General features: G+C 63.7%; 20 protein-coding genes. 8 read left to right on the forward strand and 12 right to left on the reverse strand.

Going from position 1 to position 22,642, the window contains the following annotated elements; genetic code table 11:
* Window positions 1-9: 9 nt before the first annotated feature.
* Window positions 10-2,211, forward strand: coding sequence for a 3-hydroxyacyl-CoA dehydrogenase NAD-binding domain-containing protein (locus AC2FMM_RS09155; protein ID WP_496796381.1), 2,202 nt, complete (start codon window positions 10-12; stop codon window positions 2,209-2,211).
* A 55-nt stretch (window positions 2,212-2,266) separates the two neighbouring features.
* Here the strand turns inward: AC2FMM_RS09155 and AC2FMM_RS09160 are convergent, their stop codons facing one another.
* Window positions 2,267-3,043, reverse strand: a complete 777-nt coding sequence (locus tag AC2FMM_RS09160) for a Hint domain-containing protein (RefSeq protein WP_496796382.1) — start codon at window positions 3,041-3,043, stop codon at window positions 2,267-2,269.
* Window positions 3,044-3,220: 177 nt separating this feature from the next.
* Window positions 3,221-3,868: a sulfotransferase family 2 domain-containing protein gene (locus AC2FMM_RS09165; protein WP_496712676.1), complete on the reverse strand. Its 648-nt coding sequence runs from the start codon at window positions 3,866-3,868 to the stop codon at window positions 3,221-3,223.
* Between the two features lie 131 nt (window positions 3,869-3,999).
* On the opposite strand from AC2FMM_RS09165, the gene AC2FMM_RS09170 reads away from it, so the two are divergent.
* Window positions 4,000-5,016: a hypothetical protein gene (locus AC2FMM_RS09170; RefSeq protein WP_496796383.1), complete on the forward strand. Its 1,017-nt coding sequence runs from the start codon at window positions 4,000-4,002 to the stop codon at window positions 5,014-5,016.
* A gap of 4 nt (window positions 5,017-5,020) precedes the next feature.
* Here the strand turns inward: AC2FMM_RS09170 and upp are convergent, their stop codons facing one another.
* The 6 genes from upp to AC2FMM_RS09200 form a co-directional block, all read right to left on the reverse strand.
* Window positions 5,021-5,653, reverse strand: coding sequence for a uracil phosphoribosyltransferase (gene upp, locus AC2FMM_RS09175; protein WP_490361960.1), 633 nt, complete (start codon window positions 5,651-5,653; stop codon window positions 5,021-5,023).
* Window positions 5,650-6,636, reverse strand: coding sequence for an adenosine deaminase (locus AC2FMM_RS09180; RefSeq protein WP_496796384.1), 987 nt, complete (start codon window positions 6,634-6,636; stop codon window positions 5,650-5,652). The genes upp and AC2FMM_RS09180 overlap by 4 nt, the downstream gene beginning before the upstream one ends.
* Window positions 6,633-7,844, reverse strand: coding sequence for a phosphopentomutase (locus tag AC2FMM_RS09185; RefSeq protein WP_496796385.1), 1,212 nt, complete (start codon window positions 7,842-7,844; stop codon window positions 6,633-6,635). Before AC2FMM_RS09185 ends, AC2FMM_RS09180 begins: the two co-directional genes overlap by 4 nt.
* Window positions 7,841-9,148, reverse strand: coding sequence for a thymidine phosphorylase (locus AC2FMM_RS09190; protein ID WP_496796386.1), 1,308 nt, complete (start codon window positions 9,146-9,148; stop codon window positions 7,841-7,843). The genes AC2FMM_RS09185 and AC2FMM_RS09190 overlap by 4 nt, the downstream gene beginning before the upstream one ends.
* 11 nt (window positions 9,149-9,159) lie before the next feature.
* Complete coding sequence (locus AC2FMM_RS09195; RefSeq protein WP_496687359.1) at window positions 9,160-9,543, reverse strand: cytidine deaminase; 384 nt, start codon at window positions 9,541-9,543, stop codon at window positions 9,160-9,162.
* A 106-nt stretch (window positions 9,544-9,649) separates the two neighbouring features.
* Window positions 9,650-10,735 (reverse strand): cupin domain-containing protein, encoded by a 1,086-nt coding sequence (locus AC2FMM_RS09200; RefSeq protein ID WP_496796387.1) that lies wholly within the window; start codon window positions 10,733-10,735, stop codon window positions 9,650-9,652.
* Window positions 10,736-10,879: 144 nt separating this feature from the next.
* Between AC2FMM_RS09200 and AC2FMM_RS09205 the strand changes: the two genes are divergently transcribed.
* From AC2FMM_RS09205 to AC2FMM_RS09220, 4 genes are all read left to right on the forward strand, one after another.
* Window positions 10,880-13,153, forward strand: a complete 2,274-nt coding sequence (locus tag AC2FMM_RS09205; RefSeq protein ID WP_496678395.1) for an NADP-dependent malic enzyme — start codon at window positions 10,880-10,882, stop codon at window positions 13,151-13,153.
* A 37-nt stretch (window positions 13,154-13,190) separates the two neighbouring features.
* Window positions 13,191-13,580: a GFA family protein gene (locus AC2FMM_RS09210; RefSeq protein ID WP_496796388.1), complete on the forward strand. Its 390-nt coding sequence runs from the start codon at window positions 13,191-13,193 to the stop codon at window positions 13,578-13,580.
* A gap of 228 nt (window positions 13,581-13,808) precedes the next feature.
* Entirely contained in the window at window positions 13,809-15,698 is a 1,890-nt protein-coding gene (gene prpE, locus AC2FMM_RS09215; RefSeq protein ID WP_496796389.1) for a propionate-CoA ligase PrpE, read from the forward strand.
* A gap of 90 nt (window positions 15,699-15,788) precedes the next feature.
* The gene (locus tag AC2FMM_RS09220; RefSeq protein WP_496796390.1) at window positions 15,789-17,237 is read left to right on the forward strand and encodes an amidase family protein; all 1,449 of its coding nucleotides are present in this window, start codon (window positions 15,789-15,791) and stop codon (window positions 17,235-17,237) included.
* A 255-nt stretch (window positions 17,238-17,492) separates the two neighbouring features.
* Here the strand turns inward: AC2FMM_RS09220 and AC2FMM_RS09225 are convergent, their stop codons facing one another.
* Entirely contained in the window at window positions 17,493-18,254 is a 762-nt protein-coding gene (locus tag AC2FMM_RS09225; protein ID WP_496796391.1) for an NAD kinase, read from the reverse strand.
* A gap of 169 nt (window positions 18,255-18,423) precedes the next feature.
* Between AC2FMM_RS09225 and glyA the strand changes: the two genes are divergently transcribed.
* Window positions 18,424-19,719: a serine hydroxymethyltransferase gene (gene glyA, locus AC2FMM_RS09230; protein WP_496712684.1), complete on the forward strand. Its 1,296-nt coding sequence runs from the start codon at window positions 18,424-18,426 to the stop codon at window positions 19,717-19,719.
* Between the two features lie 66 nt (window positions 19,720-19,785).
* Here the strand turns inward: glyA and AC2FMM_RS09235 are convergent, their stop codons facing one another.
* The gene (locus AC2FMM_RS09235) at window positions 19,786-20,160 is read right to left on the reverse strand and encodes a hypothetical protein (RefSeq protein ID WP_496678406.1); all 375 of its coding nucleotides are present in this window, start codon (window positions 20,158-20,160) and stop codon (window positions 19,786-19,788) included.
* Between the two features lie 47 nt (window positions 20,161-20,207).
* On the opposite strand from AC2FMM_RS09235, the gene AC2FMM_RS09240 reads away from it, so the two are divergent.
* Window positions 20,208-21,008, forward strand: a complete 801-nt coding sequence (locus AC2FMM_RS09240) for an alpha/beta fold hydrolase (RefSeq protein WP_496712685.1) — start codon at window positions 20,208-20,210, stop codon at window positions 21,006-21,008.
* Window positions 21,009-21,020: 12 nt separating this feature from the next.
* Here AC2FMM_RS09240 and AC2FMM_RS09245 read toward each other — a convergent pair whose 3' ends face one another.
* Window positions 21,021-21,197 (reverse strand): hypothetical protein, encoded by a 177-nt coding sequence (locus tag AC2FMM_RS09245; protein WP_496712686.1) that lies wholly within the window; start codon window positions 21,195-21,197, stop codon window positions 21,021-21,023.
* Window positions 21,198-21,290: 93 nt separating this feature from the next.
* Complete coding sequence (locus AC2FMM_RS09250; RefSeq protein ID WP_496796392.1) at window positions 21,291-22,631, reverse strand: HlyD family type I secretion periplasmic adaptor subunit; 1,341 nt, start codon at window positions 22,629-22,631, stop codon at window positions 21,291-21,293.
* Between the last annotated feature and the right edge of the window lie 11 nt (window positions 22,632-22,642).

Below are 22,642 nucleotides of genomic sequence, written 5' to 3' on the forward strand. Positions count from 1 at the left end.
AGAAGAAAAATGGCTGATTTTACACTGACCAAAGACGCCGACGGCGTTGGCATCATCACCTGGGACGTCCCCGGCAAGACCATGAACGTGATGTCGTTTGACGGCCTGTCCGAACTGAACGACTGCATCGATCAGGCCCTCGCCGATGACGAGATCAAAGGCATCGTGATTACCAGCGGCAAGGAAGGATCGTTTGCCGGCGGCATGGACCTGAATCTGCTGGCGGTGATGAAGGAACAGGCGGGTGACGACCCGGCCAAGGGCCTGTTCGAAGGCACGATGAAGATGCACGCCCTGCTGCGCAAGATCGAACTGGCCGGCATGGACCCCAAGACCAAGAAAGGTGGCAAACCGATCGCGGCCGCCCTGCCCGGCACTGCCGCCGGCATCGGCATGGAGCTGCCGCTGGCGACCCATCGCATCTTTGCCGCCGAGAACCCCAAGGCCAAATACGGCCTGCCGGAAATCATGGTCGGCATCTTTCCCGGCGCAGGCGGCACCACGCGTATGGTCCGCAAGGTGGGCGCCATCGCGGCGGCTCCGCTGCTGCTGGAAGGCAAGATGCTGGACGTGAAAAAGGCCAAGGGCGCAGGCTACATCGACGAGATCGCAGCCGATCCGCTGGCCGCGGCTAAGGAATGGGTGCTGAACGCCAAGGATGCCGATCTGGTCAAGCCGTGGGACGCCAAGGGCTACAAGATGCCCGGCGGCGCGCCCTATCACCCGGCGGGCTTCATGAACTTCGTGGGCGCCTCGGCCATGGTGAACGGCAAAACCCAAGGCGCCTTCCCGGCGGCCAAGGCCCTGCTGAGCGCGGTCTATGAAGGCGCACTGGTCGATTTCGACACCGCGCTGAAGATCGAGGCGCGCTGGTTCACCTCGGTGTTGATGAACCCGTCCTCGGGCGCGATGATCCGTTCGCTGTTCCTGAACAAGGAAGCGCTGGAAAAAGGCGCCGTTCGTCCGAAGGGCATTCCGGACCAGTCGGTCAAGAAGATCGGCGTTCTGGGTGCCGGCATGATGGGCGCGGGCATCGCGCTGGTCTCGGCGCAGGCCGGGATGGAGGTCGTGCTGATCGACCGCGATCAAGCCGCCGCAGACAAGGGCAAGGCCTATACCGAAGCCTATCTGGACAAGGGCATGAAGCGTGGCAAGGTCACGGCCGAGAAGAAAGAGGCCATGCTGAGCCGCATCACCGCCACGCCTGATCTTGAAAAGCTGGCGGGCTGCGATCTGATCATCGAAGCCGTGTTCGAGGACCCCAAGGTCAAAGCCGAGATGACCCAGAAGGTCGAGGCGATCATCCCCGAGGACTGCATCTTTGCCTCGAATACCTCGACCCTGCCGATCACCGAACTGGCCAAGGCCAGCAAGCGGCCCGATCAGTTCATCGGAATCCACTTCTTCTCGCCGGTCGAGAAGATGTTCCTGGTGGAAATCATCAAGGGCAAGGAAACCGGTGACCGCGCCGTGGCCAAGGCGCTGGACTATGTCCGCCAGATCCGCAAGACGCCGATCGTGGTCAATGACGCGCGGTTCTTCTACTGCAACCGCTGCATCATCCCCTACATCAACGAAGGCGCGCGGATGATCACCGAGGGCGTCAAGCCGGTGCTGATCGACAACGCGGCGCGTCAGCTGGGCTTTCCGGTTGGTCCGATACAGCTGACCGACGAAACCTCGATCGACCTGGGTGCCAAGATCGCGCGGGCGACCAAGGCCGCGATGGGCGACGCCTATCCCGAAAGCCCCGCCGACGAGCTGATCTTCTGGATGGAGGAGCAAGGCCGTCTGGGTCGCAAGGTCAAGGCCGGGTTCTTCGACTATGACGAGAACGGCAAGCGCATCGGCTACTGGCACGGTCTTCACGAGAAATATCGGCTAGCCGAACAGCAGGCCTCGCTGCAGGAAGTGCAGGACCGCCTGATGTTCGCACAGGTTCTGGAAGCCGTGCGCGCGTTGGAGGAAGGCGTTCTGGAAGACATCCGCGAAGGCGATGTTGGCGCCATCCTGGCCTGGGGCTTTGCGCCGTGGTCGGGTGGTCCGTTCAGCTGGCTCGACATGATCGGCGCGCCCTACGCCGCCGAGCGTTGCGACCAGTTGACCGAGAAATATGGCGACCGCTTCGCTTGCCCGCCGCTGCTGCGCGAGATGGCCGAGAAGGGTCAGACCTTCTATGGCCGCTTCGCCCCCGAGGCCAAAGCGGCTTGACGTACAGGTGCTGGCGCGTGGTTGAACGCGCCAGCCGCCCGCTGGCTCGACCGGGTCAGCTCTGCCAGTCGGCGCGCAACAGCAGGACCGGCTGTCTGGGCCGCCCCGGGCGTCCGGGGCGCCGCTCGCCCCGGAGGGGTCTGACCGGAACCACCGGCGCCCCGGGAACCGCAACAGCCGAAGCCGACACCGGGCAGGCCAGCGCTGACAGATCGCGCGCCGCCGCGACGGACGCCACCAGTGCCGCGCCACTCTCTGCATCCAGAACCGGATAACCGCTTTGCCCCGCTACACGCCCTCTGCCCCCGATGCGGCAGGCCGGGAAATAGGCCCGCAGACCCCCTTCGATGCAAATGATCTCGTCCTGATCGAAAAACAATGTGGTCACCGGGAAACGGGTGGCCGGCATCGCCGAGCCAAAGGCAAATGCCCCGCTGAGCAACCGCGCGGCGACGATGGCGCTGTCCGTCGGCGGCGCATCCAGCCAAGCCGCGGCGACGGCAATCCCCTGCTCGGGCATGAGCCAGACCGGCCGCTTGTTGTAAGCCGCGCCGGCCGGCACCCGGACCGGCAGGAAGTCCGGACGGGTTTCATCAGCCGGCACCGAAATCAGGTCTTGTGACACCCGCCGCACGGGCTGGAACCCGTTGTCCGCCGTGCGTACCGGATCTCCGGGTGTCAGCGCCTCGACGGGCACCCACCCGCCATAGGTCAGAACCCGCGTTCCATGCACCAACCCTCCGCGCCGCACCGAAACAGCCTTGCGCGTCGTTGTTGCAACCCCTTTTTCAAAGGACATCTCGTCCGCTGAAACACTCACTACTTCAAACATGCGCCGCCCCCTTCTGGCACCTGTCAACTGAAACAGGTGTAGCACGTCAGGCCAAGCGACGCCTCATTTATGCCTTTTTTCCGCCGGCTTTATGCCATCACACCGAGTGCCAGGCCAGGTTTCGGGAACAGTTCCACCACTAGCCCCGCCGTTGAACGTAAATGGGCAACAGTTACTTTATTCGAAGTGATACCCGAATCTCTCGATATCTTCTGAACAGGCCTCGGCCACGGCATCGCGGGTCTGGGCGCAATAATAGTCCCGATAGTCTGCCGATCGGTTCGACGGGTTTGCATGCGGCAGACAGAATTCAAACCCAAGATGATCGAACAAGGGGCAGGCATCTTCGTGGAAATGCTCGAGCCGAACATAAGCCTTGCACAGATCCTGCCCCTTGGCGGTGGTGACGTAGCTACGCGCCGGGTTCTGCCGGAACGATCGGCGGATGTCCGGGTGCTGTACGAAACCAGCGAAATCCAGCGTCCGGGCCAAGCCGACCGCCGGGTGCGAAAACGTCTGTGTGCGCAGCCAGTGATAGTAGCTGACCATCCGGTCCCAGGGGTTGCGCACCAGCGTAAAGACGAACATGGCGGGCATTAGGTCGGGCGGTACAAGCCCCTCGATATCGGACAGACTCGCGTGTTTCCACAGGCGGCCCGCGGTCACAAGCGACTGCTGACGCCGCCGTCGCCGTTGCGCCTTGGGCGTGTCTCCCACCAGAATGTCGTCCTTCATCGCACGCGCCTCGAGCGCAAGCGCCAGCGACGTTCCCCCGGTTTTCGGGATATGAATGAAAATGAAAGACCGCCCCGTCGATAGGATCACCCTGGCCCCTTTGGTATTCTGGTACTTTCAAGTGGTTCAGTGGAACATGCCCGGCACCGGTTGTGCAACAGGTTTGCGCCGTTCGGTCCGAACGTGATAGGACTTGGCCAAACCATAACGAGCAGCCCACCGTGAAGACGGCATTCAAACAATACCAACGGATCGAAGCCACCGGTCTGTGGCGCCCGTCGCCGGACGAACAACGGCGCGAGGTCGTGGTGTCGATCGGCGAAGCGACACTGACGATTTCCGACTTCAACGACCGACCGCTGACCCATTGGTCTCTGGCCGCATTGGAGCGCCAGAACCCCGGCGTCTTTCCGGCCATCTACAACCCCGACGGCGACCCGGGCGAGACGCTGGAGCTCGACCAGTCGGAAACGACCATGATCGAGGCCATCGACAAGCTGCAGCGTGCCATCGAACGTGCCCGTCCCCACCCCGGACGCCTGCGCTGGGCCAGCGTCGGCGGCGTCGCGGCCGCGGTGGTGGCGCTGCTTGTTTTCTGGTTACCGGGCGCGCTGCAATCCCATGTCGTGAGCGTTCTGCCGCAGATCAAGCGCCAGGAAATCGGCGAGATGGTCCTGCGCCGGATCGAACGCGTTTCGGGTCGGGCCTGCAACACGCGCGACGCGCAGGCGTCGCTGCGGGCGCTTGCGCAGCGGACCGGGGTGCGCCGGGTCGTGATCTTGCCCGCGGGCGTGCAAGACAGCCTAGGCCTGCCCGGTGGCATCGTGCTGCTGAACCGGGCGCTTGTCGAAGATTACGAGGACCCGGCCGTCGCCGCGGGATACATGATCGCTGAGCGCGCCCGAGCCGCACAGCAGGACCCTCTGGACGAACTGCTGGACCGGACGGGCAGCGCCGCCGCGTTTCACCTGTTGACCACCGGCGGGCTGACGACCGGGCAGATCGACGCCTATACCGAGCAGGTCCTGTCGGACCCGCGCCCGGAAATCGCGGATGAGACCCTGCTGCAGAGCTTTGCCCAGGCCCGACTGCCTTCGACGCCTTATGCCTATGCGCGCGACATCACTGGCGAAACGGTTCTGCCCCTGATCGAGGCCGACCCGATGGCAGCTGAGCCTCTGGACCAGGTCCTGCCTGACCGCGACTGGGTGCGGCTGCAGAACATCTGCAGCGACTAGGCGCCTATTTGGTGCCGAACATCCGGTCGCCGGCATCGCCGAGGCCGGGCATGATGTAGCCCTTGGAATTCAGCTCGCGGTCCAGCGCGGCGGTCACGATTTTGACATCGGGATGCGCCTCTTTCATGCGCGCCACACCTTCGGGGGCGGCCAACAGGCACAGGAACCGGATGTCGGTGGCGCCGGCCTGCTTCAGCAGGTCAACCGCCGCGGCCGAGCTGTTACCCGTGGCCAGCATCGGGTCAACCGCGATCACCAGCCGGTCTTTCAGCCCCTCGGGAACCTTGAAATAGTACTGCACCGGTTGCAGCGTTTCTTCGTCGCGATACAGGCCGACGAAACCGACCCGGGCCGAGGGCACCAATTCCAGAACACCATCCAGCATCCCGTTGCCTGCACGCAAGATCGACACCAGCGCCAGCTTCTTGCCCGCCAGAATCGGCGCGTCCATCTCCTCCATCGGGGTCTCGATGTTGCGCGTGGTCAGCGGCAGATCGCGGGTCACCTCATAGGCCAGCAGCAGCGTGATCTCGCGCAGCAGTTGCCGGAACGAGGCGGTCGAGGTGCCCTTGTCCCGCATGAGCGTCAGTTTGTGCTGAACCAGTGGGTGGTCGACGACGGTCAGATGTTCGCTCATGTGTTCTCCAGTCTTTTCCTGACCCTTGCGCGGGTCTCTTCATCGCAGAATGCGGCGTTCAGGGCGGTGTCGTTCAGCGCGGCGAAATCCTCGGCGTCCCAGCCGAAGGCCAGGGCCAGCATCTCATATTCGCGGCGCATGTTGGTATGAAAAAACGGCGGGTCATCGGTGGAAACCGTGACCTTCACGCCCGCCTCGCGCAGCCGCGCGATCGGATGGGTCGCGAAATCCGGGTACAAGCCCAGCACCACGTTCGAGCCCGGGCAGACCTCGAGCGTAACGCCCCGGTCGGCCAGTTCATGCACCAGATCGGGGTCTTCGATAGCTCGCACGCCGTGGCCCACCCGTTCGACCCCCAGCGCGCGTACGGCATCGCGCACGCTTTCGGGGCCGCCGAATTCGCCGGCATGGGTGGTCAGGCGCAATCCGGCCTCGCGCGCGCAGTCGAAGGCCCATTTGAAATCGGCCTGCTGGCCCATGGCCTCGTTCCCGCCCATGCCGAACCCGGTGATCCAGTCGCCCGCGGTTTCGGCGGCGCACAGCGCGCTGCGCTTGGCCTTGTCGGGCCCAAAATGGCGCACGCAGGTCACCACACCGCGCAGAGTGATGTCGAACTTGCGCTCGGCCTCGTCGGCGGCGTCCTGAATGGCGGCCAGATAGTCGCGCCAGGCGTGCAGATCGCCCCCGCCGCAGAAATCGGGGCTGAGGAAGGTTTCGGAATAGACCACCCCGTTCGCCGCGCTTTCTTCCAGGATCGCCAGCGTCAGGCGGCGGAAATCCTCGGGCGTTTTCAAGACTTCGCAGGCGGCCTCGTAGACGCTGAGGAAATGTGCGAAATCGCGGAAGTCATAGCTGCCGTCGGGCTTGAAGATGCCGCTCAGGTCAACCTTCTTTTCCTGCGCCAGCTGGCGGATGAAGCCGGGCGGAGCCGCGCCTTCGTGATGCAGGTGCAGTTCGATCTTGGGCAGGTCTGCGACGGTCATAGAAAGGTCCTTCCCGGCCCTTGCGCCGGAATGCTCAGGTGATGTGCGATGCTGGCGGCCACGTCGGCGAAATTGACCTGCCCGATCTGTCCGGCCCCCAAGCCGGCGATCAGCACCGGCACCTGTTCGCGGGTGTGGTCGGTGCCGACCCAGCTGGGGTCGTTGCCGTGATCGGCGGTCAGCAGAAACAGGTCGCCAGGGCGCAGCCGGGGCAGGATACGCCCGATCTCGGCGTCGAACCATTCCAGCGCGCGGGCATAGCCCGAGATGTCGCGCCGGTGGCCGTACTGGCTGTCAAACTCGACGAAATTTGCGAATGTCAGGCTGCCGTCCTCGGCGCTGTCCACGAGGCGCGACAGGTGACCCATCAGATCGGCGTCCGAGCCCTTGTCCAGCGTGTCGATCCCCTGCATCGAGAAGATGTCACCGATCTTGCCCACGCCATGCACATTGCGCCCGGCATCCTGCGCCCAGTTGGTCAGCACCGGTGCGGGCGGCGTGATGGCAAAATCCTTGCGGTTGGTGGTGCGGACAAACCCCTGTTCGGGCGATCCCACGAAGGGGCGGGCGATCACCCGGCCCACCTTCATCTTGTGCAGAATGGGGGCGAGGGTCCGGCACATCTGGTACAGGCGCTCCAAACCGAAAGTCTCCTCATGCGCAGCAATCTGGAACACACTGTCGGCCGAGGTATAGCAGATCGGCCAGCCGGTGCGCATGTGTTCCGCGCCCAGTTCGGCGATGATCGTGGTGCCCGAGGCATGGCAATTGCCCAGAATGCCCTCGGTTCCTGCGGCCTGTGCGGCGGCGCGGGTCAGATCCTTAGGGAACGCGGGAACCGTGTCGGGGAAATAGTGCCAGTCCCACGGCACAGGCAGCCCGGCCAGTTCCCAATGGCCCGAAGGTGTGTCCTTGCCCGGCGAATGCTCGCGCGCGCAGCCCCACAGGCCGGTCGGGTCGGCCTCCAACCCCGGCGCATCCGCGCCCGAAGCCAGTCGCACCGCCGCCCCAAGCCCCAGCGCATCGAGGTTGGGCAGGCGCAACGGCCCGGACCGGCCATCCTCGGCCCGCCCTTCGGCGCAGGCCTGCGCGATATGGGCCACCGTATTGGCGCCAGTGTCCGGCACGTCGCCATTGAAGAACCGGTCGGCATCCGGCGCGCCGCCGATGCCCACCGAATCCATCACCACAAGGAACGCGCGCCTCATGCAAGGATCCTTTCCTGTACGAGCTCCGGCACCGGAACGGCCGCCGGGCCGATGGTGATTGCGGCGCGCACGGTTTGCGCGGCCCGCTGTGCGGCATCCTCGCGCGCGGCATGGACCACGGCCAGCGGCGTTCCGGCCGAGACCTTGTCGCCCAGCCGCACCAGCGCCGACAGGCCCACCGCCGGGTCGATCACGTCGCTTTCCACCTGCCGGCCACCGCCCAACGCCACGACCGCAAGGCCCAGCGCCTCGCCATCCATCGCGGTGACATAGCCTTCGTCCTGCGCCGTCACCTCGAGGATCACGCTGGCCTCGGGCAGATAGCGCGTCCAGTCCTCGACCAGGCCCAGCGGTCCGCCCACCGCGGCCATCATCCGGCCGAACCGCTCGGCTGCGCGGCCATCGCGGATTACCTCGGCGATCATGTCCCGCCCCGTCTGCACGTCGCCGACCATACCAGCGTCAGACAACAGAACACCGCCCAGCTCGACCGAAATCTCGGCCAGGGGCGAGGGCTGCCCACCGGTCAGCACCTTCATCACCTCGGCGATTTCCAAGGCGTTGCCCAGCGCGGGCGCCAGCGGCTGATTCATGTCAGTGATCAGGGCCGAGGTCCGGCACCCGGCCGCATTGGCCGTTTCGGTCAGGGCCTGCGCCAGCATGCGCGCCTCGTCCAGCGTTTTCATGAAGGCCCCGCTGCCAACCTTGACGTCCAGCACCAGCGCATCGGGGCTGGCCGCTAGTTTCTTGGACAGGATCGAGGCCGTGATCAGATCGAGGCTTTCGACCGTGGCGGTAACGTCGCGGATGGCATAGAGCCGCTTGTCCGCCGGGGCGATCTGCGCCGTCGCGCCGACGATGGCGGCACCGGTCTCGGCCAAAATCTGGGCGAACCGGTCCTGGCCGATCTGGGTCGACACGCCTGGGATTGCCTCGAGCTTGTCGAGCGTCCCGCCGGTATGGCCCAGACCGCGGCCCGAGATCATCGGCACATAGGCTCCGCATTCCGCCAGCGCCGGGGCCAGCACGAGGCTGACGCAATCCCCCACACCGCCGGTCGAATGCTTGTCGATCACCGGACCGTCCAGATCCCAGGTCAGAACTTCACCGCTGTCCCGCATGGCCAGCGTCAGCGCGGCGCGGCCCTCGGGACCCAGCCCGCCCATGCAGACGGCCATAGCAAAGGCTCCGGCCTGGGCGTCGCTGACGCTTCCATCGGCCAGACCTTGGGCAAACCACGCCAGTTCGCCGGCATCCGGCACCTCGCGGCGGCGTAGTTTCGCGATGATCGAACGGGCGTCCATGGGCGCGGCCCTTACATGAACGAAGCGTCGAAAGCGCCGGGCAGCAGCTCGCCGATGGTCGTGCGGGTCTCAACCCCGTCCACCGTCGCCATGGTGACCACCACGTCCTTGTCCCCGAACTCGGCCAGTTTCTGCCGGCACCCGCCGCAAGGCGGCACCGGTTGCGGGCTCGAGGCCACGACATAGACCTCGGCCAGCTTGTTTTCTCCGGCGGCGACCATCGCGGCGATCGCCCCGGCCTCGGCGCAGGTGCCTTCAGGATAGGCCACGTTTTCCACGTTGCAGCCCGCGAACACCGCACCCGACGGGGTGCGGACCGCGGCGCCCACTTTGAAATTCGAGTAGGGCGCATAGGCGTTTTCACGCACCTTGAGGGCTGCTTCTTTCAACGACATGGCGATTCCCCGATTTTTTGATCAACTGGTCAGAATGCCATACCCTACTGGAAATCCGCCGGGGAATTGAAGCCCCATCTGCACGGAATGTCGGCGCGCCCGCGCGTCAGCCCAGATCGGTCTTGAAATACCCCGGCAGCGTCACTTCAAGCAGTTCGACATCGTCGCTCGGATCGGCCAGCCGCGTGCGCATTCCGGGTGGGATGACAAAGGCGTCGCCCTGCTCCAGGCGATAGGGTTCGCGGCCTTCACCTTCCAAGGTGACGGCCCCATTCATCACGAAGGTAAAGTGGATATCGGCATCATGGCTGGCCCAGACCGGGTCGCCCTGCCCCCGGCGCACCACCTGAACGCCTGCCACGCCGTTGGTGTTTTCGGCAATCGTCGTGTCGCGGCATTGATAGCCCGGCATGCGGAATGGCTGCCACTCTGCCCCTTCGGCCCGGTTGTAGACGAACCGCTGCCCCTGCCATTCCCGCTCGGGGCGGTAATGCGGCGTGGGCAGTTGCATTTCGTGGTCGATCTCGGTGACATGCTCGGCCGGAACGCCGATTTCGATCACCTGCACGTTGTCCGACGCTTCGAGTACGCGGTGCCGGATCTCGGGCGGTTGGATGAAACAATCACCGGCGGTCAGGCGCATCTTGTCGCCCTGATCTTCGTAGACGACATCGACCCAGCCGTGGATGCAGAAGATGAGCTGGAACCCGACCTTGTGGAAATGGACCATGTCCGGGACCGGGCCGCCGTCGGGAATGCGGATGTGGCTGGCAATGATCGACCCGCCCAGCCGGTCGGGCACCAGATCGCGGTAATGCATGCCCGCGCGCCCGATGATCCAGGGCGCCTGATCCTTGAGCCTGCGGACGACGAAGGAATGAACCGTCTCGGGCATCACCAGGGGCGGGTTGCGCTCCTCGATCTCGATGCGGGTGCCGTTGGGGGCGACCAGGCTGCGCTGACCGCCGGCAAACCCGTCCGGGTCTTCGGTGAGGATACGCAAGGTGCCCGGCGCCTCGGGCGCGTCCTTTTCCACACGCAGGCGCAGTCCATGACCGGAAAACACCGCAACCCGAGGGTCATCCGCCGGATAGATCATGTCCATCCGCATGCCCAAAACCTTGGTGTAGAACGGAATGTCGTCTCGCAACTCTTGGGTCGGAATGCGGAATTCGGCTATGGTGTCGGTCATGCTGGTCTCCTCTGCGCGGGACAGTGGGGGGCGTTTCGGAAATTTGCAAGCCAGGGTCGAACCGGCCGACACGCGAATTCGTGGTTTCCCCTGCGTAAGAAATAGTTTAACACTAAACTAAATTCCAAAACGGGAAGTTTTGACATGTCCGACAAACCCAGCCTGCGCCAGGCCGCACTTGATTACCACGCGCATCCGAAGCCTGGGAAACTGGAGGTCAAGGCGACCAAACCCATGGCCAACGGCCGCGACCTCGCGCGCGCCTACTCACCCGGCGTGGCCGAGGCCAGCCTGGAGATCAAAAACGACCCGACGACAGCCGAGATGTACACCGCGCGCGGCAATCTTGTGGCCGTCGTCTCGAACGGCACTGCGGTGCTGGGGCTGGGCAATATCGGCGCGCTGGCCTCCAAGCCGGTGATGGAGGGCAAGGCCGTCCTGTTCAAGAAATTCGCCGGCATCGACTGTTTCGACATCGAGTTGAACGAACCCGATCCCGAGAAACTGGCCGATATCGTCTGCGCGCTGGAGCCTACCTTCGGCGCTATCAACCTCGAAGACATCAAGGCGCCCGACTGCTTTATCGTCGAGAAACTGTGCCGCGAGCGGATGAACATTCCTGTCTTCCACGACGACCAGCACGGCACCGCCATCGTGGTGGGGGCCGCTGCGCGCAACGCGCTGCACGTAGCCGGCAAGCGGTTCGAGGATATCAAGGTGGTTTCCACCGGCGGCGGCGCGGCGGGGATCGCCTGCCTGAACATGCTGGTCAAGCTGGGGGTCAAGCGCGAGAACATCTGGTTGTGCGACATTCACGGGCTGGTCTATGAAGGCCGGGACGAGGACATGAACCCGCACAAAGACCAATTCGCCCAAAAGACCGACCTGCGCACGCTGGATCAGGTGATCGACGGCGCCGACCTGTTTCTGGGCCTCAGCGGGCCGAACGTGCTGAAGCCACAGATGGTCGCGCGCATGGCCAAACAGCCGATCATCTTTGCGCTGGCGAACCCGACACCGGAGATCCTGCCCGATGCCGCGCGCGAAGTGGCCCCCGACGCCATCATCGCCACCGGGCGCAGCGATTTCCCGAACCAGGTGAACAACGTCCTGTGTTTCCCGTTCATCTTCCGCGGCGCGCTGGACGTGGGCGCGACCGAGATCAACGATGCCATGCAGATCGCCTGCGTCGAAGGCATCGCCGAAATGGCACGCGCCACCACCAGCGCCGAGGCCGCAGCCGCCTACAAGGGCGAGCAGTTGACCTTTGGCCCCGACTACTTGATCCCCAAGCCATTCGATCCGCGGCTGGTGGGCGTGGTGTCCTCGGCTGTGGCCCGCGCCGCGATGGAAAGCGGCGTGGCCAGGCGCCCGATCGCAGACCTCGAAGCCTACAAGGAGCGCCTGAACCAGACCGTGTTCAAATCGGCCCTGCTGATGCGGCCGGTGTTCGAGGCCGCCAAGGCCGCCTCGCGCCGCATCGTCTTTGCCGAGGGCGAGGACGAGCGCGTGCTGCGCGCCGCCCAGGCCATTCTGGAGGAAACCACCGAAACGCCCATTCTGATCGGTCGCCCCGAGGTGATCGAGGCCCGCTGCGAAAAGCTGGGGCTGTCCATACGCCCCGGTCAGGATTGCCAGATCGTGAACCCGGAAAACGACCCGCGGTACTATGACTACTGGAACTCTTATCACCAGATCATGCAGCGCCGCGGCGTGACGCCCGACCTGGCCAAGGCCATCATGCGCACCAACACCACCGCCATCGGCGCCATCATGGTGCATCGCGGCGAGGCAGACAGCCTGATCTGCGGCACCTTCGGCGAGTATCGCTGGCACCTGAACTATGTCGGACAGGTTCTGGGCGATGGCGATCTGCGCCCGCATGGCGCGCTGTCGCTGATGATCCTCGAAGACGGGCCTCTATTCATCGCCGATACCCATGTGCATCAACTGCCTTCCCCGGCGGAACTGGCCGAGATCTCGATCGGCGCGGCGCGGCATGCGCGGCGCTTTGGGGTTGAACCCAAGATCGCCTTCTGCTCGCAATCGCAATTCGGCAATCAGGCCGAGGGCTCGGGAAAACGCCTGCGCGAAGCGATCGCGATATTGGACAGCAAGCCCCGCGATTTCATCTATGAAGGCGAAATGAACTTGGACGTGGCCCTGGACCCCGAGTTGCGCGAGCGTATTTTCCCCAACTCGCGCCTGGAGGGGGCTGCCAACGTTCTGATCTTTGCCCATGCGGACGCGGCCAGCGGTGTGCGCAATATTCTGAAGATGAAGGCCGACGGCATCGAGGTCGGCCCCATCCTGATGGGTATGGGCAACAAGGCGCATATCGTAACACCCTCGATCACCGCACGCGGGCTGCTGAACATGGCGGCAATTGCCGGAACACCCGTCGCGCATTACGGTTGAGCACGGCGGCCCGGCTGCCCCGCCGAGGGAGGTCATCATGAAAGGTCACTGCCACTGTGGCGCCGTGCGATGGGCCAGCGATGCCGAGATCGCCTGGAGCTGCTACTGTCATTGCGCGGATTGCCGTCGCAATTGCGCTGCCCCGGTCACTGCGTTCATCGGGCTGCCCCACGGTTCGGTGACGTGGTCGGGGGATGCGCCGCGCGTGTACAACTCGTCTAAGGATGTCGAACGCCTGTTCTGCGGAACCTGCGGCACGCCGATGGCATATCGCAATGCCCGCGACCGGGTGAACATTCACCTCTATACCGCCACCTTGGAAAACCCCGAAGATGCCGCACCCCGCTTTCACGTTTTTCACGCCGAGCATCTGCACTGGCTGAACATCGAGGACAGCCTGCCCCGATTTGCCGGAACGGCGACCTGATCCGAATCTGACGGACGCGCGTTTGCACCCAGGGGTTTGCTGATTTGCAACAACAGAAAAAAGCCCCACTCAAGGGGTTAATATTCTGTATATTTGCAAAAATTTGCAGACCTTTTGGCACGCTTCTGCAAAGATTTCGCGATAAACTGACGCGCCGTCATGCGCGCCGCTTGCTCGGCTGGACACAGGAGCCTAACACATTCCCCAAGACTGTCTGGAGGAGGACAAATGGCGTATCAGGACGTATACGAGAGCTGGAAAAAAGATCCCGAAGCATTCTGGATGCAGGCGGCCGAAGGCATCGACTGGATCGAGAAACCCAGCAAGGCCCTGTTTGACGACAACGCGCCGCTGTATGAATGGTTCTGCGATGCCAAGGTGAATACCTGCTGGAACGCCGTGGACCGCCACGTGGAAAACGGTCGGGGCGAGCAGACCGCCATCATCTATGACAGCCCGATCACCCACACCAAGCGCGAGATCTCCTACATGGAGCTGCGCAATCGCGTGGCGACCCTCGCCGGCGCGCTGCGCGCCAAGGGTGTCGAAAAGGGCGACCGCGTCATCATCTACATGCCGATGATCCCCGAGGCGCTCGAGGCGATGCTGGCGTGTGCGCGGCTGGGAGCGGTGCATTCGGTGGTCTTTGGCGGGTTTGCCAGCAACGAACTGGCGGTGCGGATCGACGACGCCAAACCCAAGGCGATCATCGCGGCGTCGTGCGGGCTGGAACCCGGTCGCGTGGTGCAATACAAGCCGCTGCTGGACGGCGCCATTGAGATGGCCAGCCACAAGCCGGAGTTCTGCGTGATCTTTCAGCGCGAACAGGAAGTGGCCAAGCTGGTCGAGGGGCGCGACTTCAACTGGCACGGCTTCCAGTACGGCGTTGAGCCGGCCGAATGTGTCCCGGTTGAAGGCAATGATCCGGCCTACATCCTATACACCTCGGGCACCACCGGCGCGCCCAAGGGCGTCGTACGACCCACGGCCGGGCACCTTGTGGCGCTGAACTGGACGATGAAGAACATCTACAACGTCGATCCCGGCGATGTGTTCTGGGCGGCCTCGGACGTGGGCTGGGTCGTGGGGCATTCCTACATCTGCTATGGCCCGCTGATCCACGGCAACACCACCATCGTGTTCGAGGGCAAGCCCGTCGGCACCCCCGATGCGGGCACCTTCTGGCGGGTGATTTCCGAGCACAAGGTCAAAAGCTTTTTCACCGCCCCAACGGCGATCCGCGCGGTCAAGCGCGAGGACCCCAAGGGCGAAATGCTGGCGAAATACGACCTGTCCTGCCTCAAGGCCCTGTTCCTGGCCGGTGAACGCGCCGACCCCGATACGATCACCTGGGCGCAGGACGCCTTGAAGGTTCCGGTCGTCGACCATTGGTGGCAGACCGAAACCGGCTGGACCATCGCCGGCAACCCGCTGGGGATCGAGGAACTGCCGATCAAGCTGGGCTCGCCCGCCAAGCCGATGCCCGGCTATGACGTGCAGATCCTCGACGAAGGCGGCCACCCGATGAAACCGGGCGAGCTGGGCGCGATCGCGGTCAAGCTGCCGCTGCCCCCGGGGACGCTGCCAACCCTGTGGAATGCCGAGGAGCGGTTCAAGAAATCCTATCTCGAGCATTTCCCGGGCTACTATGAAACCGGCGATGCCGGGATGATCGACGAGGACGGTTACCTTTATATCATGGCGCGCACCGATGACGTGATCAACGTGGCAGGCCACCGCCTGTCCACCGGCGCGATGGAGGAGGTTCTGGCCGCCCATCCCGACGTGGCTGAATGCGCGGTCATCGGCGTATCGGATGATTTGAAGGGGCAGGCCCCGGTCGGCTTCCTGTGCCTGAACGCCGGATGCAAGCGTGACAATGCCGAGATCGCGAATGAGGTCGTGCAGATGGTGCGCGACAAAATCGGCCCCGTCGCCGCCTTCAAGAAAGCCGTTGTGGTGGACCGCCTGCCCAAGACCCGCTCGGGCAAGATCCTACGCGGAACGATGGTGGCGATCGCCGATGGCAAGGACTACAAAATGCCTGCCACAATCGACGACCCGGCCATTCTGGACGAAATCACCGAAGCCCTGAAATCAATCGGTTACGCCCAGTAACCGGGCATCGGGCGGCCTTGAGCCGCCCGCCCTGCCCTGCGGGCTTGCAACCTTTGGCAGACCGCCTACTGTGCCCTTGACGGAGGGCATATGGCAAATGACGACATCTGGCGCCTGAGCGCCACCGAACTGGCAGACCGCACCCGTTCCGGGGACCTGAGCGCAACTGAGGCTGTACAAAGTGCGATCGACCGGATGCACGCGCTGAACCCGGCGTTGAATGCCGTCGTCGAAGACCTTAGCGCCGAGGCGCAGGAGCGCGCCCGGACGCTGGACGCCGCGCGGGCGCGCGGCGAACCGATCGGCCCTCTGCACGGCGTTCCCGTCACGATCAAAGTCAATATCGACCAAAAAGGCCATGCCACGACCAATGGTGTGGCCGCTCTGAAAGATGTGATTGCCCCCGACGATGCGCCCGTCGTGTCGAACCTGCTGAAGGCCGGGGCGGTGGTGATCGGCCGGACCAACACGCCCGAGTTTTCATTCCGCGCCGATACCGACAACCCGCTGTATGGGCGCACGCACAACCCCTGGGGCCGACATATCTCGGCCGGCGGCTCTTCGGGCGGGGCCGGCGTGGCTGTGATGACCGGCATGGGTGCCCTGGCGCATGGCAACGATATCGGCGGCAGCCTGCGGTTCCCGGCCTCGGCCGTTGGCGCGGTGACGGTCAAGCCGGGCCTTGGCCGCGTCCCAGCATGGAACCCAAGCCAAACCGCCGAACGCGGTCTGCTGGCGCAACTGATGTCGGTGCAAGGACTGATCACCCGCAGCACAACTGACCTGCACCTGGCAATGCCCAGCCTGATCGCTTCGGATCCGCGCGATCCGTTTCACGTTCCGCTGCCATGGCGCATGGCCGAGCCTGACCAGCAGCCGAGGGTGGCTTTCACCAAGAACACTTTTGGTTACGATCTCCACCCCGAGGTCGACAAGGCGCTGAACACGGCCCGCGATGCACTGGTTGATGCTGGGTACACCGTTGATGAGATCGACCCTCCGAACGTTTTCGAATGCGGACGGCTCGGGTATCGCGCCTTGATGGGCGAGGTTCTGACCCTGATGAAAGCCGATGTCGAGGCGGCCGGATCCGAGACCATCCAACGCATCTTTGCCACCTACTTCCAGGAATTTCCCCCGATCACGGGCCCGGACCTGATCCGGGCACTAGCGCAGCGCAGCCACCATGCGCGGGAATGGGCGCTGTTCATGGAGGACTATCCGCTGGTGCTGTCGCCCTTCCTACCGCAACCCTTTTTCAGACCCGACCGTGATACGGAAGGCTCGGAAGGCGTGCACGAAGTGCTGGGCTGCGCGGTCTATTCCTATGCGATGAACTTTCTGGGCCTTCCGGCCGCCAGCGTGCCGGCACGGCTGGCCGAATTGCCGAGCGGCCCGCAACCCATCAATGTTCAAATCGCAGCCCGCCGCTGGCGCGAGGATCTGGCCGTTGACGCCGCCGCCGCGATCGAGGCACGCGTGGGCCGGATGTGCGAAACGCTATGGGGCCGCATGGACCCGGCCGAACAGGCTGGCTGACACCAAAAAATAGACCCCGGGGTATTGTGCCCGGGGCCCGCCTACTTAAATAAGCCCGGATTTTTGATGACGAGCGTAGCACCACCCACTCTCGCCAGCGCATAATCTGCGCAATCATTCGAAAACACCATTTTCAGGCGGCCACTCACTTCCACCTTGGCGCGTTCTCCGGGCAAATTGAGAGTATCACATTGATCTTCCGCGTCCTGTGAACTGCATCACACAAGCGGGCCAAATCTCTGTTTTCCCATGCCTTCAGGTGAATTGCTCGGAAATCAGGCGTTCCTCCAGCCCGTGGCCCGGATCGAACAGAATGCGATGCCGCACCTTGGGCTCGGAGCGGATCTCGACCCAGTCGATATCCGGGAACGAGATCGAATCGGCATCGGCCATGACCGGGCGCTTGTCGGACTCGAGCACGTCGAACCGGACATGCGCCGTTTTCGGCAGCAGCGCCCCCCGCCACCGGCGCGGCCGGAAGGCTGCGATCGCTGTCAGGGCCAGAACGTCCGAACCGATCGGCAGGATCGGCCCATGCGCCGAATAGTTGTAGGCGGTGGACCCGGCGGGCGTAGACAGCAGCGCTCCATCGCACACCAGTTCGGCCAGGCGCAGACGCCCATCGACGCTGATCCGCAGGCGTGCGGCCTGCGGTCCGGCCCGCAGCAGTGATACTTCGTTGATCGCAAGGGCCTCGTGCAGCTTGCCGGACTGGTCCATCGCGCGCATGGCCAGAGGATTGATCACCTCTTCCTCGGCGGCGGCAAGACGGTCCAGCAGATTGGCGTCGTCATATTCATTCATCAAGAAACCGATGGTTCCGCGGTTCATGCCATAGACCGGCACGTCCAGATGCTGCGTATTGTGCAGCGTGCGCAGCATGAACCCGTCCCCGCCCAGCGCCACGATGACATCCGCGTCCCGTGGCGCGGCGTTGCCGTAACGGTCCACCAGCGTGCTGCGCGCAGTTTGTGCGACATTCGCGTCACTGGCGAGAAAAGCGATTCTCTTTGTCATGTTCTGTTGGTTTCCGGTGCTGCGCATTTGGTTCCGAAACAAACATACCTTTCCCTCTTAGGCCAGACTTGACGCCGCAGATGGCCAATTCGTCGCTTTAAAGTCTTTTTCATTTGCGCGGTTTCCTATAGGAAATCCGCCAAACCAACCTCAGCCATGCGGAGCGCCCATGAACGCCAACCTTCGTGATAACGGTTTCTTCACCCAGCCTCTCGCCGAGCGCGACCCCGAACTGTACGGCGCGATCCGGTCTGAATTGGGCCGTCAGCGCGACGAGATCGAACTGATCGCCTCGGAAAACATCGTCTCGGCCGCCGTGATGGAGGCGCAGGGCTCGGTGATGACCAACAAATATGCCGAAGGCTATCCCGGCCGTCGCTACTATGGCGGCTGCCAGTTTGTCGACATCGCCGAGAACCTGGCCATCGACCGGGCCAAGCAATTGTTCGGCTGCGAATTCGCCAATGTTCAACCGAATTCGGGGTCGCAGGCCAATCAGGGCGTCTTCCAGGCGCTGCTGCAACCTGGCGACACCATCCTGGGCATGAGCCTGGATGCCGGCGGCCACCTGACCCATGGTGCCAAGCCCAACCAGTCAGGCAAGTGGTTCAACGCGGTGCAATACGGCGTGCGCAAGCAGGACAACATGCTGGACTATGACCAAGTCGAGGCGCTTGCGAAAGAACACCAGCCCAAGCTGATCATCGCCGGCGGCTCGGCCATTCCGCGCCAGATCGACTTTGCCCGCATGCGTCAGATTGCCGACATGGTCGGCGCCTACCTGCATGTGGATATGGCGCATTTCGCGGGCTTGGTGGCAGCAGGCGAACACCCGTCGCCCTTCCCGCACGCGCATGTGGCCACGACCACCACGCACAAAACCCTGCGCGGCCCCCGCGGCGGCATGATCCTGACCAATGACGAAACGATCGCCAAGAAGGTGAATTCGGCCATCTTCCCCGGCATTCAGGGCGGCCCGTTGATGCATGTGATCGCGGCCAAGGCCGTCGCCTTTGGCGAAGCGCTGCGTCCGGAATTCAAAGACTACATCAAGCAGGTGATCACCAACGCGCAGGCGCTGTCGGATCAGCTGATCAAGGGCGGTCTGGACACGGTGACCCACGGCACCGACACCCATGTGGTGCTGGTCGACCTGCGCCCCAAGGGCGTCAAGGGCAACGCGACCGAAAAGGCATTGGGCCGCGCGCACATCACCTGCAACAAGAACGGCGTGCCGTTCGACCCCGAAAAACCGACCGTGACCAGCGGGATCCGACTGGGTTCACCTGCCGGCACAACACGCGGTTTTGGCGAGCCGGAGTTTCGTCAGATCGCCGACTGGATCATCGAAGTTGTCGACGGGCTAGCCGCCAACGGCGAGGATGGTAACGATGCGGTCGAAGCCAAGGTCAAGGCCCAGGTGGCCGAGCTGTGCGCCCGGTTCCCGATCTATCCCAACCTCTGAGTTCGTCAGCGACCCTGACCTGAAATGGCGCCCCGCTGGGCGCCATTTTTCTTGGCGATGTCCGCGTTAGATCAGGCCGCGCCACAGCAGAAAGACCAGCACCAGAACGGCAAGTGCCAAAAGGTTGAACGACAACGCCCCAAGGGTGTCCAGAAACCAGCCCCAGCGGCGATCGGCCAGGCTGATCGAGCGCAGATGTGCCTGGACTTCGTGCGCGGCTTTTTCCAGCCGAGGCGTGTCCAGGATCAGGCGCAACCGGGGGTGCGCGGCCATCGGTTCGGCGCGGGCCAGTTCCATCGCCTGTTTGTAGACGCGACGCGGCAGTCGCCGTTTTGCGCGCCGCACCGACTCGGCCAGCGTCTTGCCCCGGGTGCCCAGCTTTTTCCGCAGCAGGGCGATGGTCTGGGCGATCAGGGTTTGAATTTCGGTTTCCTGCGACATCCGCGCCTCCTGAGCCGACAATCTAGCCTTGCCGATGCGGCGCGACAATGGGGCTGGCTGTCGGGTTTGGCTGGCGGTATCAGTACGCCATGTTGAACACGATCATACATGGCGACCCGACATCGCTCCCGCCCCTGCTGATTGCCCACGGCCTGTACGGATCGGCCCGGAACTGGGGGGTTATTGCCCGAAGACTGGCCGACGAACGGCAGGTCGTGGCCGTGGACATGCGCAACCACGCCTACAGCAAATGGGATGACCGGCACGACTATCAGGCCCTGGCCGACGATCTGGCCGAGGTCATCGACAACCTGGGCGGGCGGGCAGACGTGCTGGGGCACTCGATGGGGGGCAAGGCGGCCATGACCTTGGCCCTGACCCATGGCGCACGGGTCAACAAGCTGGTGGTGGCCGACATCGCGCCGGTGACCTACGGCCACAGCCAGATGCCCTATATCGAAGCGATGCGCGCCGTGGACATGGCGCAGGTCCATCGGCGGGCGGATGCCGAACGGCTGTTGGCCGAACAGGGCGTCGAAAAGGCCCTGCAAAGCTTTTTCACGCAGTCACTGGACGTGGCCGGTAAACGCTGGCGGCTGAACCTGGACGTGCTGGCAAAAGAAATGCCCAGAATCATGGGCTTTCCGGATATTGACGCAGTTTGGGATGGCCCGGCGCTGTTCCTGTCGGGCGCCGAGTCGGACTATGTCCGGCCGGAACACCGCAACACGATCAGGTCGCTGTTCCCCAACACCCGTTTCGCCAAGATCCCCGGTGCGGGACACTGGTTGCACGCCGAGAAACCCAGAGAGTTCGAAGCCGCCGTCAGGACGTTTCTCAACGCCTGACAACCGCGTAGGTCAATACAGCTTCCTGGCCACGGGCCAAGACGCGGGCGCAGCCGCCACCGCGCCGATGGCGGCACCGGCAAGAATCGTCTGAACCGAGACGAAACCGGCCACCAGAACCGCAATGACCGCCGACCCCGCCAGCGCGGTGGCAATCAGCGAATACAGCAGGAACGCAAGCCGCAACATGTGTCACCACCCTTTGTGAACGATCAGGCCGATCATGACACATTCAGAAAACGGAAACCGTGATCTGGAACAAGATCCCAAAAGCGCGGCCCATCATTGTTCGCGGAAGGCGCGTGACATGCTGTCGACCACCGGCTTGGCAATGTAGGAGGCAAAGGTGCGTTCCTCGGTCTGGATCATGATCTCGGCCGGCATGCCCGGTGTCGGGACAAACCCACGGATCCGATCCAACTCCTCGGGCGGCAACGAGACCCGCGCCAGATAGACTTCCTTGGGAATGCCGCCGGCCTCTTCCAGAACCGCATCCGCCGAAACATAGAAGACCTCGCCGGTCAGAACAGGCGTGGTGCGCTGGTTCAACGCGACAAGCCGCACGGTCGCGGTTTGGCCCGTCGTAGCGCTGTCGATGTCGGTGCGGGGAATCTGGGCCTCGATGATCAGGGGCGCATCCGCGGGCAGGATTTCGGCGATCGGCTCACCGGTTTCGATCACGCCGCCCGGCGTGTGATAGTGCAGACGCACGACCGTACCGTCCACCGGCGCCCGTACAACCGCGCGCGCAAGGACGCTGCTGGCCTGCCGGGATTTTTCGCGCACGCTTTCAAGGTCGGCCTCGACAACGCTGAGCTCGTCCAGGGCAGCCTCGCGATAGGCCGACCGGGTCCGGGCGATCTGTTCGGTGTATTTCAGCAGCATCTGGTCGAGTTCCGACGCCTCGGACTGCAGCCGGGCCAACTGGCCGTCCGCCTCGGCTTGAACGCGCCGGATCGTGTTCAGTTCACCTTTTCGGACCAGGCCCTTTTCATACAGCGACTTCTTGGTCTCGTATTCTTCCTGCAGGATGTCGCGGCGGCGTTCCATGCTTTCAAGTTGCGCACGGAACCCGCTGACCCGGATCTTCAGCGCCTCGATGTTGCGTTCAAGCAGGGCGATGTCGTTGAGTAAGGTCTTGCGCGACACCTCGAAGCTGAGGCGCTGGTTGTCCAGGATCGTCATCACCTCGACATCGTCCGACGCTTCGATCAGCTCGTGCGAGAATACCAGCTTCTCGCGCTCGCCATATTCGGCCAGCAGACGGTCGACCATCGCCTGCAGGCGCATCTTGCGCACATAGAGCTCGCGCTGATTTGCCTCGGCCGAGGTCTGGTCAAGGGTCATCAACACCTGACCGGCCTTCACTGTCTGACCTTCGGACACAAGTATGTCCTCGATAATTCCTCCTTCCAGGTGCTGAACGATCTTGTTGCGCCCGGTCGCCACAAAACTGCCCTGGGCGATGACCGCCGCCGCCAGTGGCGCGCTGAACGCCCAGACGCCAAACCCGCCGAAACAGGTGACCAGAAGGATCATTCCCAATACGATCAGTCGGCTGATGGATCTGGGAACCTCGGCATACCAAAGTGTCGGATCATCGATCTTCGCGATTTCGTTCATCGTTGCCCCCT

The organism is Ruegeria sp. BHSC043 (assembly GCF_059612985.1).

What these genes read in the sequence shown, in the direction of transcription:
- upp (WP_490361960.1), bottom strand. Translation starts at nt 5,653, where the DNA reads ATGAGCGAACATCTGACCGTCGTCGACCACCCACTGGTTCAGCACAAA.
- AC2FMM_RS09245 (WP_496712686.1), bottom strand. Translation starts at nt 21,197, where the DNA reads ATGTTGCGGCTTGCGTTCCTGCTGTATTCGCTGATTGCCACCGCGCTG.
- AC2FMM_RS09160 (WP_496796382.1), bottom strand. Translation starts at nt 3,043, where the DNA reads ATGTTTGAAGTAGTGAGTGTTTCAGCGGACGAGATGTCCTTTGAAAAA.
- AC2FMM_RS09240 (WP_496712685.1), top strand. Translation starts at nt 20,208, where the DNA reads ATGGGGCTGGCTGTCGGGTTTGGCTGGCGGTATCAGTACGCCATGTTG.
- prpE (WP_496796389.1), top strand. Translation starts at nt 13,809, where the DNA reads ATGGCGTATCAGGACGTATACGAGAGCTGGAAAAAAGATCCCGAAGCA.
- AC2FMM_RS09250 (WP_496796392.1), bottom strand. Translation starts at nt 22,631, where the DNA reads ATGAACGAAATCGCGAAGATCGATGATCCGACACTTTGGTATGCCGAG.
- AC2FMM_RS09200 (WP_496796387.1), bottom strand. Translation starts at nt 10,735, where the DNA reads ATGACCGACACCATAGCCGAATTCCGCATTCCGACCCAAGAGTTGCGA.
- AC2FMM_RS09180 (WP_496796384.1), bottom strand. Translation starts at nt 6,636, where the DNA reads ATGACCGTCGCAGACCTGCCCAAGATCGAACTGCACCTGCATCACGAA.
- AC2FMM_RS09190 (WP_496796386.1), bottom strand. Translation starts at nt 9,148, where the DNA reads ATGGACGCCCGTTCGATCATCGCGAAACTACGCCGCCGCGAGGTGCCG.
- glyA (WP_496712684.1), top strand. Translation starts at nt 18,424, where the DNA reads ATGAACGCCAACCTTCGTGATAACGGTTTCTTCACCCAGCCTCTCGCC.
- AC2FMM_RS09155 (WP_496796381.1), top strand. Translation starts at nt 10, where the DNA reads ATGGCTGATTTTACACTGACCAAAGACGCCGACGGCGTTGGCATCATC.
- AC2FMM_RS09235 (WP_496678406.1), bottom strand. Translation starts at nt 20,160, where the DNA reads ATGTCGCAGGAAACCGAAATTCAAACCCTGATCGCCCAGACCATCGCC.
- AC2FMM_RS09210 (WP_496796388.1), top strand. Translation starts at nt 13,191, where the DNA reads ATGAAAGGTCACTGCCACTGTGGCGCCGTGCGATGGGCCAGCGATGCC.
- AC2FMM_RS09185 (WP_496796385.1), bottom strand. Translation starts at nt 7,844, where the DNA reads ATGAGGCGCGCGTTCCTTGTGGTGATGGATTCGGTGGGCATCGGCGGC.
- AC2FMM_RS09205 (WP_496678395.1), top strand. Translation starts at nt 10,880, where the DNA reads ATGTCCGACAAACCCAGCCTGCGCCAGGCCGCACTTGATTACCACGCG.
- AC2FMM_RS09220 (WP_496796390.1), top strand. Translation starts at nt 15,789, where the DNA reads ATGGCAAATGACGACATCTGGCGCCTGAGCGCCACCGAACTGGCAGAC.
- AC2FMM_RS09225 (WP_496796391.1), bottom strand. Translation starts at nt 18,254, where the DNA reads ATGACAAAGAGAATCGCTTTTCTCGCCAGTGACGCGAATGTCGCACAA.
- AC2FMM_RS09195 (WP_496687359.1), bottom strand. Translation starts at nt 9,543, where the DNA reads ATGTCGTTGAAAGAAGCAGCCCTCAAGGTGCGTGAAAACGCCTATGCG.